Source organism: Bacillus nitratireducens (genome assembly GCF_036320425.1).
In the GTDB taxonomy this organism is placed as follows: Bacteria; Bacillota; Bacilli; order Bacillales; family Bacillaceae_G; genus Bacillus_A; species Bacillus_A nitratireducens.
In genome coordinates this window covers 143,027-161,910 of the sequence record NZ_JAUMJO010000004.1, presented here as the reverse complement: position 1 = coordinate 161,910, position 18,884 = coordinate 143,027, and the positions used below count along the sequence as shown (strand labels likewise).

At 37.7% G+C, this 18,884-nt stretch carries 15 protein-coding genes and 1 pseudogene; 6 read left to right on the top strand and 10 right to left on the bottom strand.

The window, feature by feature from the left end; translation table 11 throughout:
- Window positions 1–47: 47 nt before the first annotated feature.
- On the top strand, window positions 48–533 hold the full coding sequence (locus tag Q3V31_RS16330; RefSeq protein WP_000549261.1) for a GNAT family N-acetyltransferase: 486 nt from the start codon (window positions 48–50) through the stop codon (window positions 531–533).
- Between the two features lie 91 nt (window positions 534–624).
- Here Q3V31_RS16330 and Q3V31_RS16325 read toward each other — a convergent pair.
- From Q3V31_RS16325 to Q3V31_RS16300, 6 genes and pseudogenes are all read right to left on the bottom strand, one after another.
- A pseudogene (locus tag Q3V31_RS16325) lies at window positions 625–802 on the bottom strand (flavoprotein); the annotation flags it as partial.
- Window positions 803–978: 176 nt separating this feature from the next.
- Complete coding sequence (locus Q3V31_RS16320) at window positions 979–2,415, bottom strand: GntP family permease (RefSeq protein WP_000364903.1); 1,437 nt, start codon at window positions 2,413–2,415, stop codon at window positions 979–981.
- A 120-nt stretch (window positions 2,416–2,535) separates the two neighbouring features.
- A complete protein-coding gene (locus Q3V31_RS16315; RefSeq protein ID WP_000428757.1) occupies window positions 2,536–3,327 on the bottom strand; it encodes an enoyl-CoA hydratase in 792 nt (263 codons plus the stop codon).
- A 53-nt stretch (window positions 3,328–3,380) separates the two neighbouring features.
- Window positions 3,381–4,985, bottom strand: coding sequence for an ATP-dependent acyl-CoA ligase (locus Q3V31_RS16310; RefSeq protein WP_090813585.1), 1,605 nt, complete (start codon window positions 4,983–4,985; stop codon window positions 3,381–3,383).
- 256 nt (window positions 4,986–5,241) lie between these two features.
- Window positions 5,242–6,981, bottom strand: coding sequence for a sigma 54-interacting transcriptional regulator (locus tag Q3V31_RS16305; RefSeq protein ID WP_097872203.1), 1,740 nt, complete (start codon window positions 6,979–6,981; stop codon window positions 5,242–5,244).
- 362 nt (window positions 6,982–7,343) lie between these two features.
- Complete coding sequence (locus Q3V31_RS16300; protein WP_329765624.1) at window positions 7,344–8,390, bottom strand: DUF2332 domain-containing protein; 1,047 nt, start codon at window positions 8,388–8,390, stop codon at window positions 7,344–7,346.
- Between the two features lie 423 nt (window positions 8,391–8,813).
- Here Q3V31_RS16300 and Q3V31_RS16295 point away from each other — a divergent pair, with 423 nt between their 5' ends.
- The gene (locus tag Q3V31_RS16295; protein WP_000069135.1) at window positions 8,814–10,316 is read left to right on the top strand and encodes a malate:quinone oxidoreductase; all 1,503 of its coding nucleotides are present in this window, start codon (window positions 8,814–8,816) and stop codon (window positions 10,314–10,316) included.
- A 139-nt stretch (window positions 10,317–10,455) separates the two neighbouring features.
- On the opposite strand, the gene lsrB is transcribed toward Q3V31_RS16295, so the two are convergent.
- The 4 genes from lsrB to Q3V31_RS16275 are packed head-to-tail and all read right to left on the bottom strand — an operon-like array spanning window position 10,456 to window position 14,964.
- Complete coding sequence (gene lsrB, locus Q3V31_RS16290; protein ID WP_000823642.1) at window positions 10,456–11,499, bottom strand: autoinducer 2 ABC transporter substrate-binding protein LsrB; 1,044 nt, start codon at window positions 11,497–11,499, stop codon at window positions 10,456–10,458.
- Window positions 11,496–12,509, bottom strand: coding sequence for an ABC transporter permease (locus Q3V31_RS16285; RefSeq protein WP_141534518.1), 1,014 nt, complete (start codon window positions 12,507–12,509; stop codon window positions 11,496–11,498). Before Q3V31_RS16285 ends, lsrB begins: the two co-directional genes overlap by 4 nt.
- Window positions 12,506–13,474: an ABC transporter permease subunit gene (locus tag Q3V31_RS16280; RefSeq protein WP_090813589.1), complete on the bottom strand. Its 969-nt coding sequence runs from the start codon at window positions 13,472–13,474 to the stop codon at window positions 12,506–12,508. Before Q3V31_RS16280 ends, Q3V31_RS16285 begins: the two co-directional genes overlap by 4 nt.
- Entirely contained in the window at window positions 13,471–14,964 is a 1,494-nt protein-coding gene (locus Q3V31_RS16275) for a sugar ABC transporter ATP-binding protein (protein ID WP_139265929.1), read from the bottom strand. The genes Q3V31_RS16280 and Q3V31_RS16275 overlap by 4 nt, the downstream gene beginning before the upstream one ends.
- A gap of 197 nt (window positions 14,965–15,161) precedes the next feature.
- Here Q3V31_RS16275 and Q3V31_RS16270 point away from each other — a divergent pair, with 197 nt between their 5' ends.
- The 4 genes from Q3V31_RS16270 to lsrF are packed head-to-tail and all read left to right on the top strand — an operon-like array spanning window position 15,162 to window position 18,833.
- Window positions 15,162–16,094 carry a sugar-binding transcriptional regulator gene (locus Q3V31_RS16270; protein WP_000080656.1) on the top strand — a complete coding sequence of 311 codons (933 nt, stop codon included), beginning with the start codon at window positions 15,162–15,164 and terminating at the stop codon, window positions 16,092–16,094.
- Window positions 16,094–17,656 (top strand): autoinducer-2 kinase, encoded by a 1,563-nt coding sequence (lsrK, locus tag Q3V31_RS16265; RefSeq protein ID WP_090813590.1) that lies wholly within the window; start codon window positions 16,094–16,096, stop codon window positions 17,654–17,656. Before Q3V31_RS16270 ends, lsrK begins: the two co-directional genes overlap by 1 nt.
- 25 nt (window positions 17,657–17,681) lie before the next feature.
- The gene (locus tag Q3V31_RS16260) at window positions 17,682–18,044 is read left to right on the top strand and encodes a cupin domain-containing protein (RefSeq protein ID WP_000921867.1); all 363 of its coding nucleotides are present in this window, start codon (window positions 17,682–17,684) and stop codon (window positions 18,042–18,044) included.
- A 6-nt stretch (window positions 18,045–18,050) separates the two neighbouring features.
- Window positions 18,051–18,833: a 3-hydroxy-5-phosphonooxypentane-2,4-dione thiolase gene (gene lsrF / locus Q3V31_RS16255; protein WP_000219756.1), complete on the top strand. Its 783-nt coding sequence runs from the start codon at window positions 18,051–18,053 to the stop codon at window positions 18,831–18,833.
- Window positions 18,834–18,884: the final 51 nt, after the last annotated feature.

Sequence of the window (18,884 nt, the reverse complement as noted above, 5' to 3'; positions counted from 1 at the left end):
TTTTATCTTTTCTGAAGAACAATTAAAAATTCGTTTGGAGGAATCCGATGCATAAACTACATTTCAAAAAATTTGAAGCAACAGATTTTAATCTATACTTTCAGCTCGTATCAAATGAAAGAGTGATGGCACAAATTACAGAGCGTGCTATTCTGCTAGAAGAGGCACAAAACGACTATGAAAAATTGTTAAGGCGCAATGAAAAACATAAACTGGTTGGGTCTTATAAAGTTTATGACAGTGCAACAAATGAATTTATCGGCCTTGGACATGTAACAGTGCATGAAGATCATGTAAAAGAAGCTGAAATTGGGTATATGATTTTGCCAGAGCACTGGGGAAAAAGATATGGTAGTTATATTGCAAGAGAATTAATTGAAATAGCGAAGCAGACAGATGTAAACGTACTAAAGGCAATTATCGATCCAAATAATATCCCCTCTCGAAAAATATTAATTAACGTTGGTTTTACATCAGATGTAGTTTGTGAGATTGATGGATTACCTGGAGAGATATTGAGTAAATATATTTAACTATATAAAAGGCAATACTATCGGTAGTATTGCCTTTTTCCCTCTTTATAATTTTAAAGATCCCATTATCGTTTTTATACAAATTAAATTATTATCCTTTTATTTCGTCTACTACACTTTGAACTAAAGAGGTAAGAGCTTGCTTTGTATCCCGATCTGTAACTTTTGCATCATCACTAAATTTAGTACGTACAGATGGGATCCTTTTGAACGACAATTGTATCTAGCATACCTAGTGTAAGTAATAAAGATTCATGGGCTTTATCCCCCTCCTCTAAACCAAGTGGATAGTTCAATTCCAATCTACACTTGAAGTTTTTTGTGAAATTCATTGAAAACATACAAACAGCCATCATTCCATGAAATGATGGCTGTTTCTGTTTACCATTATACATAATCTTAACTTGATGGCTGCGTTATTTATAACAGCCAATCAACCTCCCTCCTATACAATAGAAAACATCATATACACTCCAACAACGAAGAAAACGGCAAGCGTCTTAATTATCGTAATACCAAAAATCTCTTTATAAGCTTCCCGGTGCGTTAATCCTGTAACAGCAAGTAAGGTTATAACTGCTCCGTTATGAGGTAAAGTATCCATACCTCCTGCTGCCATTGCAATTACACGATGCAGCACATCTAACGGAATATCAAAGTTCGCTGCCGCTTCAATATATTTTTCTGCCATTAAACCTAATGTAATACTCATTCCACCCGAACCTGATCCCGTCAGACCGCACAAAATATTCGTCATGACCGCTCCGCTAATTAAAGGGTTTGAAAATGTCCCTGTCAAAGAATTTTGAATCATGACAAATCCGGGTAAAGCTGCTATAACGGCACCAAATCCATACTCGGCTGCAGTGTTCATGGCAGCTAAGATTGAACCACTTACGCCTACGCTTGTAATAGATTGAAAATGTTCTTTTACCGCTTGGAAGTTTAATAATATAGCAGCCAATATTCCGATAAGAAGTGCCATTTCCACTGACCAAATACCCACGACTTGTCCCATATCAATCGTTCCGTACTCCTTCAAACCAATGGATGCAAAATCAAATCCCTTTGTATACCAAACGGGGATGAATTCTGTAAAGACTTTATTCATCACTCCAACCAGTACAAGCGGAAGAAAAGCTACCCAGTAACTAGCTGGAATAACATCGCTGGAAGCAATCGGCGCTTGCACCGATTGTGCGCTAGTTGTGGCAGCAAGTTCAGAAGTAGCACCGCCTTTACCAAAGTACCCCTCTCCTTTAGCAGCAGCTTTTTTCCTACAGCTTTCCAAATACAGCATGCCACATATAAAGATAAACAATGCTCCTATAATTCCTAATGTAGGAGCCGCATAAATATCTGTTTTAAAGAACGTAGTTGGAATAACATTTTGGATTTGAGGCGATCCAGGAAGCGAATCCATCGAAAACGTAAAAGCACTGAATGCAATTGTCGCTGGAATGAGACGTTTCGGAATATCCGCCTCACGAAATAATTGCGCCGCAAATGGATAAATCGCAAATACTGCGACAAATAAACTGACACCACTGTATGTAAGAATCGCCCCCATTAACACGATGGAAAGAATCGCTCTTTTCACACCTATAAAACGTATGATAATTTTCGCGATTTTTTCTGCTATTCCAGTAATTTCTACCACTTTACCAAATATCGCTCCAAGCAAAAACACAGGAAAATATAATTTTATGAATCCGACCATCTTCGCCATAAAAACATTGGAAAAGAACGGTAAAACGTACTCCGGCTCTGTTAAAAACACAGCTAGCAATGCACATAACGGAGCGAATAAAATGACTGAGAATCCTCGGTAAGCCACAAATATAAGCAAGCCAAGCGATAGCAATACAATCAATAAATCCATAACCGTAATCCCCCTCAATAAAATGGATTCTCTTAACTTTACATTCTTTTATGTTTGTATATATTGTTACAATGCCTGCCAAAGGCAGGCATTGCTTTTTGCATATTATTTCATAGCTTTTTATTTATGATGAAAAAGTGGTACCCTTTTTTCTATAAAAGCCTCCACTCCCTCTCTTACATCACTCGTTTGAAATACATGTCCGAAATTCTCAGCTTCTATTTTTAGTCCTTCCTCAAGAGAAGAAGATAATCCCTTATTGATAGATTGCTTCATCAAAGATAAAGCAGGAAGGGAAAATCGAGCCATCTTCACGGCTAGTTCCTTCGCCTTATTCAGCGATTCGCCACGCGGGACAACATGATTCACCAAACCAACTCGCCAAGCTACTTCGGCAGTGAGTGGTTCACCAGTGAACATCATTTCTTTCGCACTTGCAGTTCCTATTAATCGAGGCAAACGTTGCGTTCCTCCCGCACCTGGAAACAAGCCTAACTTCACTTCCGGAAGCCCGATTTGAGCATGTTCTTCTATAATCCGTAAATCACATGATAAAGCTAATTCACACCCGCCCCCAAGCGCTAAACCGTTAATAGCAGCGATTACAGGCTTAGGCAATCTTTCTATTTTATTTAATGGATTCTGAAGCCACAATGATTTTCCCTCTGCATATTCACTCCCTTTCCCAATCCAGTCCGGAAATGACTTGATATCCCCTCCTGCAACAAAGGCCTTTTCTCCAACTCCAGTTAAAAGTACAGCAATCACTTCATCATCCCGTTCAATTTCATCGACCACTACCGTCAGTTGCTCCACCACAGCACCGCTCAATACATTCACAGGAGGATTATCAATGATGATTGTCGCGATTCCTTTTTCTTTGGACCATGTAACAACCCGCTTATTTTCCAATTCAATCCCTTCTTTCCAATATGTAATGAGATACTTTTACTACCGTCAGCACATCAATTCGTTCTTTTAATTACATAGCCGACCTTTTCACTATCCCAAGCAGTACCGATCCCTTCCTCCTTCAGCTTGAACTTCTGAATCCGTTCCGTCGCGGTTTTTGGAAAAGTTTCACTGAACTGAACATATCGCGGCACCATGAAGTAAGCCATACGTTCTTGACACCAATCTATAATCTCTTCATGGGACATCGTTTCTCCTTTCTTTACAATCACATATAATTTGACATCCTCTTCTCCCACTTCCGATGGAACACCGATGGCCGCTGATTCAAGTACTTTCGGGTGATTATTCAATACCTTTTCGATTTCCCAAGAGGAGATATTTTCTCCACGCCTCCGGATACACTGTTTGATTCGATCGCAAAAATATAAGTAACCTTCCTCGTCTAGATAACCACGATCTCCTGTATGGAACCATCCCTCCTTCATCGCCTCTTCTGTTTTATCCCGCATTTTATAGTAGCCTTCCATGAATGCTTGTCCCTGTAAGGAACGTATAAAAATCTCTCCAATTTCACCAGTCCGAGCTTCATTTCCATCCTCATTGACAATCTTCGTCTCTACATAAGAATAAGGCTTTCCAATAGAAGGCGGCTTATTGGCATTCAATGGATTCGTTACACAAAAACCCGTCGTTTCCGTTAATCCGTAACCTTCTACAATCTGGACGCCAAACCTTTCCTCAAACGGCTTCCAAAATTCCTTAGGCGTAGCAGCACAAGCCGTCACCCTTACAAAATTTTCATTATCATTTTCCTTTTCTGGTTGCTTGCAGAGAATAGGAATCATAGATCCTAAAGAATTAAAAATGGTCGCTCCATGACCACGAATTTCATCCCAAAATCTAGAAGCACTAAACCGCTTGCCAAGAGCAATCGTCGCATTGGAAGAAATAGCTCCGAGTACTGTATGAGCCTGGGCGTTAATATGAAATAACGGAAGCGCTGTAAATAAAACATCTTTTGAACTTGCGCCAACCATATAGGCGGCAAATGACTGCGCAGAATTTACATAGGCAGAATGACTTAACATGACCCCTTTAGGTAATCCAGTCGTTCCAGAGGTATAAAGGATACTGTTAATAGCAGAGGAGGAAACAAATTCAGTTGGAAGGTGATGGTTATTTGTATTCAGTACATCTTTCAATTCGATTACGAGCCGTTCTTTACTATCGTTCGTAATGATTACGCTTTCATTATTTCCGTAAGCAACAATTTGAATGTCCCTTTGCATAAAAGACAAACAAGAATCAATTTGAGGAACAAATTCCTTCTCAACGATAATTAGCTTACAATCAGAGTGAGATAAAATATACTGTAGGCCCTCTCCTTTTAAATGCACATTCAGAGGCACTGCAATTGCTCCCATAAAAGATAAAGCAAACCATACATCCAGATATTCAGGAGTATTATTAAGCATAATACAAACCTTGTCCCCTTTTTGAATACCGAGCTCACAAAATCCCGCTGCAGCTTTTGTAATTCGATGATAGAGCTCCTCATACGTAACTTTTTGTTCTTCAAATTGTAAATACACCTTACTTGGTGTTTTTTCAATACTTTGCATAATAAAATGCGGCAAACTGTGATTTTCCAGCATTGAATTCCATCCCTTCTGGCTATAATCTTTTTTATTTATATAGCAAGAAACATGCCAAAAATCGACTCATTCCCTATTCTCTTATTCCTTCAGGGACATACCCCAAGTCTCCCTTACATGTCCACCTTCACATGTCGCATTTGCGCTACAAATGATTACGATCATGTCGCATCTATAAGAAAGTGTCGCAAAAAAGAGACAGTTTATATTACTGCAAACCAAATAAAAAAAGGGCCTGTTTGCCCTTTACTTGCCTTCACGACATTCCATATTTTTCTATTTTTCGATATAAGCTAGCCCGATGAATCCCTAAAAGCTTGGCTGCCTCTTTTATATTTCCAGCTGTCTTTTCCAAAGCCCTTGTAATCGCCCGTTTTTCAGCCGATTCCACTTCCTCCTGCAGTGAATAACTCATCTCATTCTTCTCTTGATCCACCGCAAATATTTCATGATATAACTCATCTTCCAAATCTTTTTTCCGCAAATAGACAGGAAGATGATGCACTTGAATAATTATTCCTTCTATAACATTCATCGCTCGTTCTAACACATTCTCTAGCTCCCTAATATTCCCTGGCCAATCATGCTCCATGAATATATCCCTTACTCTCTCATCCAATGAAAGAACGCTACTACCCAGCTCCCCATTCAATTTTCGAATTAAAAATTCCATTATATGTATCATATCTTCCTTTCTCTCTCGTAACGGAGGAATATCGATCGCAAACACATTCAACCTATAATATAAATCCTCCCTAAATTCCCCTCTTTGCACCATTTCACGAAGATTTCGATGTGTCGCCGCAATGAAACGGACATCAATCTTTTGAATTTTCGTACCACCAATTCTTTCAATTTCTTTCTCTTGCAACACACGCAGCAACTTCACCTGCATGTCCAAAGACATGTCACCGATCTCATCTAAAAACAAAGTTCCCTTATGGGCCAACTCAATCTTCCCAGGCTTACCACCTTTTTTCGCTCCTGTAAAAGCCCCCTCTTCGTACCCAAATAATTCAGCCTCCAAAAGATCCCTCGGAATCGCAGCACAATTCAAACGAATAAATGAACCCCTAGCACGCGGACTTGCACGATGTACCGCATGCGCAAAGAGCTCCTTCCCTGTACCGCTCTCTCCTCTTATCAAAACGGTCGACCGACTTTTAGAAACCTTCAGGGCCATCGTTTTAACTTCTTTCATTTTCGCACTCTCTCCTATAATACTTTGAAAGGACAACCTACCTTCTTGCAACCGCTGTAATTCAGTTTGATAGTAAGATAACTTTGATTCCATTGCACTAATCTGATCCCCCAAAGCTTTAAACTGCTGTATATCATGAAACATAATTTTACCAATCGCACCAATAACCTCACCGTCCTTAACAATAGGTATGCGAGTTGCGATAATATTCCGGTTATTTATGCGCTGTATATGCCCAATTTCCACCTGTCCCGTCTTCACGATAATATGCATCCTCGTATTCTCAACAACCTCCGTACAATGCTTACCTATCGCTTCCTTTGGATTATCAATCCCTAAAAATTGTGCATAAGAACCACTTAAAAAATTGACAATCCCTTGTTCATTTACCCCTAGAATACACTCCGACAGTAAATTTAAGGCATTTTCATATCGACTGATGATACTTTCCAAGGACTGTATACTTTTTTCCTTGTTTTCCAAAATGGCAATTGATCCATCTTCTTTTCCGCTCTGATATACACGGGATTCATTCATAATCAATACTTGGTTGCCCACCTTACACTCGTACTTGTACAAACTATCAATTTGATTCACTACTAGCTTTTTACGATCAGGAATAATCGTTGATATATGCTTACCTATTATTTCATTTTCTTTTTTATGTAACATGCTGCAGAATAGTTGGTTGCTGAATGTGATGATTCCATCATGACTTATGACAGCAATTCCGTTATTCATTACCTGAAGAGCCTGGCTTGTTAACTGCAAATTCATTTTTTCATCCATATGCATTTGGAAGCCTCCCTATCAAATTGTGCTCTTTCTCGCATGTATTATATATTCATTTTAAATATTTACTTCCCTTCGGCTCTTCCGTTTGAAGTAATAATTTCTTGAACCAGTAATATAGCTGATTAACCGGTATGTTCTTTTTTGACACCTGTCAGGTTTTAATAATCCAATTTCTTTAAATCCTTAGATGTAAGAAGATGAATCTCATGGGCTATTTACAACTTGTAGGTGAGGAATATTTGACGCTTACCTTAGATACCTAATGAGTTTTATGAAAAGTAAAAAACAGTTGATGGAGTGTCTCCCATCAACTATTTTTATTGCGAATTTTGGTGATGAAACCCATAATTATTAGGTTTACTTTAGCATAAATTTTTATCCCCCAATCCCCAACTAAACCATTTTCCATGCCCTTCCGTTTCCCCAACCGTTTCACAATATTCGTTTCCATTAATATAATAATCAATATGAAGGTCCCGGTCCCACATGTTGTTATATAGGTGGAATACATCACGTTTTGCACCAATTTCTTTAATTTGTTTTTCTAGCGTATGTTTCACACCTTCTGGTATTTGATTCGCTACATGTGTATGGAAAATACAAATCACTGCATCTTCTCTTATTTGATCTACAATGGATGGTAGAAGCACTACACCATCTCCTTCAATTAATTGCACTGATTGTTCTTTTACAAGTTCTGCTGCTTGATCGAATAGTACCAGTCTTTCTTTATGTTCTGGCCAAATAAGCGCTCGTAACCATAAATAGTCTTCGTCATCATTTAAATCGTTCACGTGTAAATCTAGTCCGATTCTTTCTACGACAGGTGGACTTTGTTTTAGCAGATTCGGCATATTCTCCCCTCTTATTTCAGAGGTTAACTGAACATTCGATTGTGTATTTCCATACACTTCTTCCATTCCATATGAATAACTATATTGATCCCAAAATAGTTGTAATCCTGAACTTGTACCAATTTCTATTAACGCTAACGGTTTGTTCACTTTATTAAATATGTAACAGAAACTTAGATATAAATAGGCACATCGTCTTACTTCATTCGTTTGAACAAGTTTCGTTTGTAATAAAGAGATAATTTCTTCTCGATATACATGGCAAAAATCTTTAAATTGGTAAAAGGCATTTTCAAAACTTATATCAGCATTTTCAACTAAACTTTGATAATAGTTTTTTAAACTGTGCTCTTTTCCTTTTAACAATAAATAATGGACTGCACCTAATAATAAGTTTGGGACTGGTTGACCAGGTTGTGCGTAGGAAGCTAACGTAAGAACTTCCTCATCTTCAGAAATTTTTATTGATAAATATTCGTATAAGTCACTAGATCCTTTACATTCATTCACAGAAAAGTTTCGAAATAAGTTTGCGACTTTTTCTTTCGTAAGCATTGGTATCCCTCCTTAATTATTTTCAGAATAATCTTATCATTTATTTGTTATTTTTTTCAAATAAGATGTAATAAAAACAGATTTTTACAAATTCCCAAAGATTAAAACTTAAAAATAAAAGTATTAGTAAGTTTTTTTGAGATAACATCAAACTGGAATTCTTCTCCAAATTCCGCTTTACTACAATGCTTTTTACCCTTATGGCAGAAGAATTCTACAAAATAAAGCGTTAAATAGTTTAAAATTATCAGATAACACTAGATATTTTAGTCTATTAATTATTATAATAGAGTATGAGATGGTTATATAATTGAGACAAAAAAGGTAAATACCTAGGTGGGGCCTAGGTGGTGTTTTCTTCTTACGGCTTAGACATAAAAACACCTACTCTTTTTTGCCAATATAGGGGATGGAGAGATTATCATGAGCAACATGCAGCAAAAAACAGACGTTATCTTAATTGGCGCTGGAATTATGAGCGCAACGTTAGGATCATTACTGAAAGAATTGGCACCTGAATGGGAAATTAAAGTATTTGAAAAACTCGCAAATGCCGGAGAAGAAAGTTCTAACGAATGGAATAATGCCGGTACAGGACATTCTGCGCTATGTGAGCTTAACTATACATCCGAAAAATCTGACGGGTCTATAGATATTGGTAAAGCTGTAAAAGTAAATGAGCAATTTCAACTTTCAAGACAATTTTGGGCATATCTTGTTAAGAAAAACTTAATTCGTAATCCACAAGATTTTATTATGCCACTACCTCATATGAGTTTGGTGCAAGGGGAAAAAAATGTCGAGTTTCTAAAAAATCGTTTTGAAGCGCTTTCAAAAAACCCTCTATTCCAAGGAATGGAATTTTCTGATGCTCCTGACACATTAAAAAAATGGCTTCCACTTATTATGGAAGGTCGAAACTCTAATGAACTGATGGCTGCAACGAAAATTGATTCTGGAACAGATGTTAACTTTGGTGCGTTAACGCGCATGTTGTTTGATTACTTAAAAACTAAAAATGTCGAGCTAAACTACAAACATAGTGTCGAAAATATTAAACGTACGAAGAACGGTTTGTGGGAAGTGAAAGTACATGATATGAATAGTGGTAAAATCGAACACCATACTGCAAAATTCGTCTTTATCGGAGGCGGTGGCGGTAGTCTACCTCTACTACAAAAAACTGGTATTCCTGAATCAAAACATATTGGAGGATTCCCAGTAAGTGGACTATTTATGGTATGTAAAAACCAAAAAGTTATAGAGCAACATCATGCTAAAGTTTACGGTAAAGCTAAAGTTGGTGCTCCGCCAATGTCTGTACCTCACCTTGATACGAGATATATAGACAATAAAAAAGCTTTACTGTTTGGACCATTCGCTGGATTCTCACCTAAATTCTTAAAAACTGGTTCAAATCTTGACTTAATCGGTTCTGTAAAACCGAATAACGTCTTAACGATGTTAGCAGCTGGTGTAAAAGAAATGGGCTTAACAAAATACTTAATCCAACAAGTTATGCTATCACATGAAAAGCGTATGGAAGAATTGCGTGAATTTATTCCGAACGCGAAAAGTGAAGATTGGGATATTGTAGTTGCTGGTCAACGTGTGCAAGTAATAAAAGATACTGATGCAGGTGGTAAAGGAACATTGCAATTTGGTACGGAAGTTGTTAGTGCATCTGACGGATCAATCGCTGCGTTACTTGGTGCTTCTCCAGGTGCTTCTACTGCAGTTCACGTTATGCTTGAAGTATTAGAAAAATGCTTCCCAGAACGCATTCTAGCATGGGAGCCAAAAATAAAAGAGATGATCCCTTCTTATGGCATATCACTAACGGAAAATCCAAGACTGTTCCAAGAACTTCACGCTTCAACAGGACGCACACTTGGGTTAAATGAAAAAGAAGCTGTTCACAATTAACGGATAGATTAAAAAAACGACATAATAAAAACGTCCGATGTATTCGGACGTTTTTTTACTTTTTCTTGCGAATAAATAATAGTAGATAAATTTATATCGACTTACCCACAAGAAACGACAAATTCATTTTAACTCTCAACTAGAAATTATACTTATCAATATTATCCTTCGTAAATACAACTCGTTCAGGTAATACGATAATACCATTTCCTTCTGCCTCATAGTCATACCCTTGAATAGAGTTTGGTTCTACTTTCACTTTTCCGATTCCTTTTACTTCAAAGCTATCCCCTACTTTTAACTTTTTCCCTTTTACAACAATTTCATTTGCGACATACGTTGCAAGTGCACCTTGTTGTTTAACATCCCATAAACCAAATTGCTCTACTGTTCCTCGTTTTACATAATCACGCATAACGTTCGGCGTTGAAAACCCAGTTACGACTACCTTTTTATCCATTTTTAAGTTCTCAGCCGCTTGCGCCATCGCTGGAAGTGCTGTTGCATCTGGACATATTACTGCGTTAATATCCGGATACGTTTTTAAAATACTCTCCCCTACTGATAAAGATTTTTGTGCATTATTTTCACCATATTGCGTCGTTACAATTTCCCAATTCGGATATTTCTCTTTAATAATTTCTTTCGCCTTCGTTACCCATTGATTTTGATCTGTTACAGTCGGACTTGAATAAAAGAATGCTACTTTTCCTTTATCCCCTATTTGCTTAGAAGTCATTTCAATTAATAAATTTGCAAGTTGGTCTGGCGTTCCTTGGCTTATATAAAAAGAACGGTCTTTCGGATTCACATCAGAATCCCATGTTAACACCGTCATCCCTTTTTTCTTAGCACGTTGCAGTGATTGCGAGAGACCATCAACTGACGTAGATGAAACCATAATCGCATCATAGTTTTGGTTAATAAAATTGTTTATATATTTTACTTGCCCTGATACGCTCGCCTCAGACGGTCCATCATACTTCACTTGTACACCTAACTTATCCCCCATCTCTTTTGCACCTTCACCGCCTGATGTGAAGAAGCCAACTCCTGTTAATTTCGGAATGAACGCAAATTTTACATCATCTGCTTTTTTCTTATCCGCTGTTTGACTAGAACAAGCGATTAAACCGATTAAACAAATACACATAATAATAACAATCCCCAGTTTTCTCTTCATGACATTTCCCCCTTATGCAAATTCCGTCTTTTCCCCGCTAAGAATTGATGTAATTTGAATTGATGTAATTTGAAATGTCTCATAATAACTGAAAGAATAAGGATAATACCAATTACTACATTGGATTGTTCATTCGTTAAGCCAGTCATTTGCAAACCGTACTGCATAAGTCCTATAAAAATACTCGCTAGTACTGTCCCAATAATACTCCCTTTTCCGCCCGTAATAAGTGTTCCCCCTAAAACAACTGCCGTAATAACTGGCAAAATCGTTTCACTTCCAATATCAGCACGAGCAGAACCGAAATACGCTGTTAAGAAAGCTCCTCCTAATCCACCTCCTAACCCAGAAAGTACGTATGCAATAATCACTACTTTCTTCGTTCGAATCCCGGAGTATTTCGCCGTACTTTCATTTGCGCCAGTTAGTTTTGCGTGACGACCGTATGTTGTATGGTGAAACAATATCGTAAATACTATCGTTAAAATGACAAGGAGCCATAATAAATTAGGTATACCGATAAAACTACCATTTGCCAATTGCACATACGAATCTGGTAAACCACTAATTCCTTCATAGCCCGCTGCCCCCGAACCACCTGAAATAACAAGGGCGATTCCTGCATATAAAAACATCGTTCCAAGTGTAACGACAAGAGGTTCTACATCTGTCATTTTTATAATAAGTCCATTTAATCCGCCGGCTATACAACTTACTACGAGCGCAATGATAACTGCCAACAGTATCGGCATACCATTCATCCAAAGTACGCCGATAAGAATTGAAGTAAGCCCCATAATAGATCCTACTGATACATCAATTCCGCCAGTTACAATGACAAATGTCATCGGAATAGCCGCAATTGAAATAATGAGGAAATCGTTCATGCTAAAAAGGAGGTTACTAATGTTTAAGAAATCACTATTTATGATACTAAAGAAAATGAATTCTATGAGAAGCAATAAGAGAAGAACCCCTTCCCATCTATACAAACTACGTATTCCCCTCATAGATTCACCCTCCTTTCTTCTAATTGCCGGAGTTTCTTCCATTTTTTTAAGACGCTATCTAATATAATGATGAGTAAAAGTAAAAATCCTGAAATAGCACTATTCCAAAATGCAGGTATTTTTAAAAAGACAAGTGAGCTGCTTATAACTTCTAAAAAGAATGCACCTAATGCCGCTCCAAATATAGAACCTGTTCCTCCTTTTAAATGAATACCACCTAAAACAGCAGCGGCGATCACTTGCAATTCTATCCCTGTACCTGTTTGATTTGGAACGAACCCAATATTCATTACGAATATGCATCCAGCGATCCCAGCGCTTATGCCTGATATGATAAACGCGTATATTTTCACTTTATCTACATGTATTCCAATAAGCCTTGCACCATCTTCATTATCACCTACCGCATAAAAATATCTTCCAATTTGTACTTTCATTAAAAAGAAATATAGTAGCAGTAATATGATAAGAACGGTCCATACGGTTACCGGAATACCGAACATCATAATAGAAGAAATCTGTTTATACTTATTCGGAATATCTTCAATCCACTTTCCGCCCGTAAATAGTAACATTGCACCTCTAATAATCCCGAGCATTCCTAATGTCATAATGATAGCTGGCACTCGAAATTTCGTAACGCCAATTCCGTTTACCATACCAATAAGAGCACCAAGTATAATTGCCGCAAATATTGAAATAAAGGCACTGTATCCATCTGTTAACAACATCCCACAAACCGCAGCGCTTAAGCCCATAATAGATCCTACTGATACATCAATATTTTTCGTAAATAATACGAAAGATTGACCAATTGCCAAAACAACTAAAATAACGCTTGATTTCAGCATTAAAGATAATGAGCTAAACTGAATAAAACTAGGATTCATTACTCCAACGAAGGCTATATAAAGAAGTAATAAAATAATAATAGACGTCTCATGCATCTTAAATACACGTTTCACTCCGTTACACCTCCCTTTCCTCCATATGCCAGGCGTGTAACTTCATCTATACTAATTTCCTTCTTTTCTAAATGAGATACAAACTCTCCGTTTCTCATGACATATACACGATTTGCTAATTGAACAATTTCTTCTACATCTGAAGAAATTAATATGATCGCCAGTCCTTTTCTCTTCAAACTTAATATAGTTTCGTATACTTCTAGTCTTGCTTTCGCATCAATACCGCGGGTCGGTTCATCAAGAATAATCACTTTCGGATTACACGCAAGATATTTCGCCAGTACAACCTTCTGTTGGTTTCCACCTGATAAAGACGTCATCTCTTCATTTATATGAGGGGCAACAATTCGAAATTGTTTTATATACGATTCGGATAAAGCGCTTTCTTTTTTGTTATTTAAAAAGAAGCTACTCATACTGTTTAAAGATGCAGATGTTATATTTTCCTTAACAGACGCAATTGAAAATATGCCATTCCCTGCCCGGTCCTCCGGCACATACACCATCCCTTCTTTTATTCTCTTATGTACCGAATACTTCGTAATGGATTTCCCCTCTAATAAGACGGAACCTGATTTCAAAGGTATTAATCCAAATATTGATTCAGCTAATTCCGTCCTACCTGATCCGACGATACCTGCAATCCCAACAACTTCTCCAGCGTGTACAGTTAATGATACATTTTGAAACGCGTAACTAGACGCATTCGTGACATCTAATATTATTTCCGAAGGCTCTATTTCTTCATGTGCTATTTCTTTCTTCTCCTCAATTCTATAACCTTTCGGCAATAACCCATCCATTAGCAAGTCATATGTATAACTCGATACATTTCCCTGACTAACAATCATACCATCACGCAAAATCGCTACTTTATTCGCAATTTCAAAGATTTCTGGAAAACGATGCGTAATATATATCATGCCAATTCCTTTTTCTCTTAAACTTTTCATCAACACAAAAAGACTCTTAATTTCGTGAGTTGTTAATGTCGATGTTGGCTCATCTAAAATAAGAATCTCAGCTTCCCTTATTAATCCTCTCAATATTTCTACCAATTGTTGCTGGGCAATGGATAACGATAACCCTAGATCATGAAGTTGAATGTTCCACCCTAATTCTTCTAGCAACTTATTAATCTTATTTCGAAGCTCTTGCTTTTTCGCTTTCATTCCGATACAAATGTTCTCTTCAATTGTCATATGAGGAAATATGAGGGGCTCTTGTGGTATTAAATAAATCTCATGTTGATGCGCTTCTGCTGTGTTTGAAAACTGTTGTACTTCCCCTTTTACAAACAACTCACCTGAATCGTATGAATGCAAACCCGTTAATATTTTCATTAACGTTGATTTCCCGGCACCATTTCCACCGACTAAAGCGTATACGTCTCCACGCTCTAATTGTAAATTGACTTCTTTTAATACGAGTTGATCTGCAAATGATTTACTCATCTTTGTAACTTGTAATAAGGGCACGCTCTCCACATGATATCACCTGCCTTTATGCAGAACATTTTTTGAGAAAATGATTTTTTGTTCTACTTGTTTTGTAGCATTGTATATTCCTTTTTTCATATCTAGAACACTTTTTTCACTGGACTAACTATCGTTTCAACTGGAATAAACAAAATAACGAACACATATGTTTAAGCAGTGGTCAATTGTTGAAAGGGATGAAGAGAATGTCACAGCTGAACTTTGAAGAAAATTTGTTAACAAAAGTGGCATGGTATTACTATAAAGATCAACTAACGCAACAAGAAATAGCTTCACTTCTCCACATTTCAAGAAATAAAGTTGTTCGGTTGTTAGATAAAGCACGTGCGGAAGGTGTCGTCACATTTCACGTAAAAGGTACTGGTTTACACTGTTTAAGCATCGAACGTGACCTTATGAAAAAATTCCATCTAAAAGATGCTTTCGTTATTCCAACACCAACTGAAGATTATGCATCATCACTTGGAAAAGCCTCTGCACAATATTTAGAAACTCATCTGCAACAAGGAGATTTACTCGGCATCGGCTGGGGCGAAACGATAAGTAAAATGCTAGAAAATATTCATTTTGAAACTTCTATGAATCTTTCAATCGTTACCCTTACAGGCGGTGTTAACCATTATATTCCGAGAAAACAAAACTACTTGAACTACATGCAAGGAGATCTTCACATCATTCCTACCCCTTTTCTAGCATCCACTAACGAAATGGCACAAAGTATTCTATCAGAGCCGAGTGTGAAAGATATGCTTCACGTTGCTTCACTTGCCCATACAGCAGTAGTTGGCATTGGCAGCCTCTCTCAAGACGCCACTATTGTGAAAGAAGAAAAATTAACGCTACATGAAATGACATATATACGTAGTCAGTACGGGGCCGGAGATATTTTAGGGCAATTTTATAATACTGCTGGAAAACAATTAGAACTTCCCCATCATAATCGTCTTATCGGCACACCACTCTCTGTTCTTAAAAATATGAAGCATGTCGTTGGTGTAGCTGGCGGCACTGAAAAGTTAGATGCAATTTATGGTGCCTTAAAAGGAACATTCATTCATACATTAATTACCGATGAAGATACTGCCCTCTCCTTATTAAGAAAGGAAGGTGACTCTTAATGTCCTCTTTATTAGCTTACGATGCTGGTACAGGAAGTATTCGAGCAGTCCTTTTTGATTTACAAGGAAATCAGCTTGCTGTTAGTCAAAAAGAATGGATTCATAAATCAGATAGTCGTTATCCCGGTTCTATGAATTTTGATGTAAAAGAAAACTGGAAACTCGTTCAAGAGTGTACGAAGGATGTTCTGCAAAAAAGTAATACGTCCTCCTCTTCTATTAAAGGTATTAGTGCAACAAGCATGCGCGAAGGCTTTGTTTTATACGATAAAAATGGGCAAGAAATATGGGCTTGTGCAAATGTTGATGGCCGCGCATCAGCGGAAGTTAGTGAACTAAAACAAATTCGTTCCGAAATTGAAGAGGATTTATATAAAAAATCCGGTCAAACTTTTTCATTAGGTGCTTTACCTCGCTTACTTTGGATTAAAAAACATGAACCAGACGTGTACAGGAACATTCATTCTTTCACGATGTTAAACGATTGGATTTTATATAAATTGTGCGGCGTACTACAAATTGATCCTTCAAACGGATGTACGTCCGGTATATTCGATTTACAAAATAGAGTTTGGGATAACTCGGTTGCTGAGCAATGCGGTCTTACTCTAGCCTTTGCTCCAAAAGTAAATGAAGCTGGTACAGTTATCGGGAATATCACAAAACGAATTGCTGAATTAACAGGATTACATGAAGGAATTCCTGTCGTTGCTGGCGGCGGAGATGCACAAATGGCATCACTTGGAACTGGAGTTGTAAAACCTGAACAAACATTTATATGCGGGGGCAGTTTTTGGCAACAAGAAGTAAATATAACAAAATCAGAAACTGATCCAAATGCGGCGATTCGTGTAAATTGCCACGTCATTCCTAACCTATGGCAATACGAAACAATCGCTTTCTTCCCTGGCCTTGTTATGAGATGGTTTCGAGATGCCTTTTGCCAAGAAGAAAAAAGACTCGCTGAAAAACTCGGTGTAGATGCATATGAATTATTAGAAGAACAAGCGAAAGAAGTTCCTGTAGGTTCACATGGCATCATTCCTACTTTTTCAAATGTAATGAATTATATTTCTTGGCGACATGCTGCACCATCCTTTTTAAATTTGAGCTTAGATGCTGATAAATGTGGGAAGAAAGAGATGTTTCGTGCAATTGAAGAGAATGCGGCCTTCGTTACACTTGGCAACTTGAAATTAATTGAAGCTCTCACTGGTAAATTCCCTTCTGAAGTAATCTTTGCTGGCGGTGCCGCTAAAGGAAAGCTTTGGCCGCAAATTCTTTCAGACGTTCTTGGAATCCCAGTCAAAGTACCAGTTGTTAAAGAAGCAGCTGCTTTAGGTACAGCAATTGCCGCTGGTGTTGGTGCAGGCATATATGAATCAATGCCAGAAACTGCCGAGCAATTTGTACAGTGGGAAAAAACATTTATGCCAAACGCTGAAAATCATGAGCTCTATAAAGGATTCTATGAAACATGGAAAACAGTGTATGCTAGCCAACTTTCTTTAGCCGATAAAGGTTTCACATCACATATGTGGATTGCCCCCGGTGCACTGTAACACATTACATAAAGGAGTGATTTCTATGCTAAAAGTGAATGAAGATGATTTCACATATCGCTTCGGTGATAACGGGCCGAAATATTTAATACAAGGTCCAAATATTGATCTTGGCCTTGTTGTTATTCAGCCTGGGCAAGAGTTTCAAAATCATTATCATACAACGTGCGAAGAAGTCTTTTATGCATTAGAAGGAGAAATAGACTTCTATGTAAATAATGAAAGAGTTCCAATCAAACAAGGTGACGTCTTGCAAGTTCGCCCTCATGAATCTCACTATCTTATTAACCATTCTGACAAACCTTTTAAAGCTGTTTTTATAAAATCACCACATTTACCAAATAAAGATACAGTACAAACTGAAAATCCAACATTAACGAAGGAGTGATTCCTAATGACTTGGGGATTTAAAAATCGATTAAACAAAATTTTACCTGATGGCAGAGCAGTTATGTTAGCGATAGATCACGGCTACTTTTTAGGACCAATTCATGGACTAGAACAACCGTTAGAAACAGTTAAAAACTTACTTCCTTATACAGACTCCCTCTTTTTAACACGAGGTGTACTCAGCTCCTGTATACCTGAAAACTGCAACACACCGATGGTTATGCGTGTATCCGGCGGGGCAACCGTCGTCGGTAAAGATTTAGCGAATGAAACAATTGTTACACCTGTAAAAGAAGCTGTTAAACAAAACGCAATTGGCGTCGGCGTTTCTGTCTTTGTTGGATCAGACTATGAAACACAAACCGTTTCAAATCTCGCAAATGTAGTATCTGAAGCTCACGATTATGGCCTGCCAGTACTCGGTATTACCGCCGTTGCGAAAGAACTACAAAAACGTGAAGCTCGCTTTCTAGCGCTCGCCTCCCGCGTATGTGTTGAAATGGGAGCTGACATTATTAAAACGTACTACTGCGAAGGATTCGAAAAAATAACGAGCACTTGCCCTGCTCCAGTCGTAATCGCGGGCGGTCCGAAACTAGATTCAATCGAAGACGCATTAAACATTACCTACAACGCCCTCCAAGAAGGCGCAATCGGAGTAGACATGGGCCGAAACATATGGCAATCCGAACATCCAGCTGCGATGATTCAAGCAATTCATGGCATTGTAAAAAATAGATTGAATGTGAAAGAAGCGCTGGAACTTTATGATGATGTGAAAAATTAAGGTAAAAGACAGACTATTACACTTAAATATATACAAAATCAATATTTACTA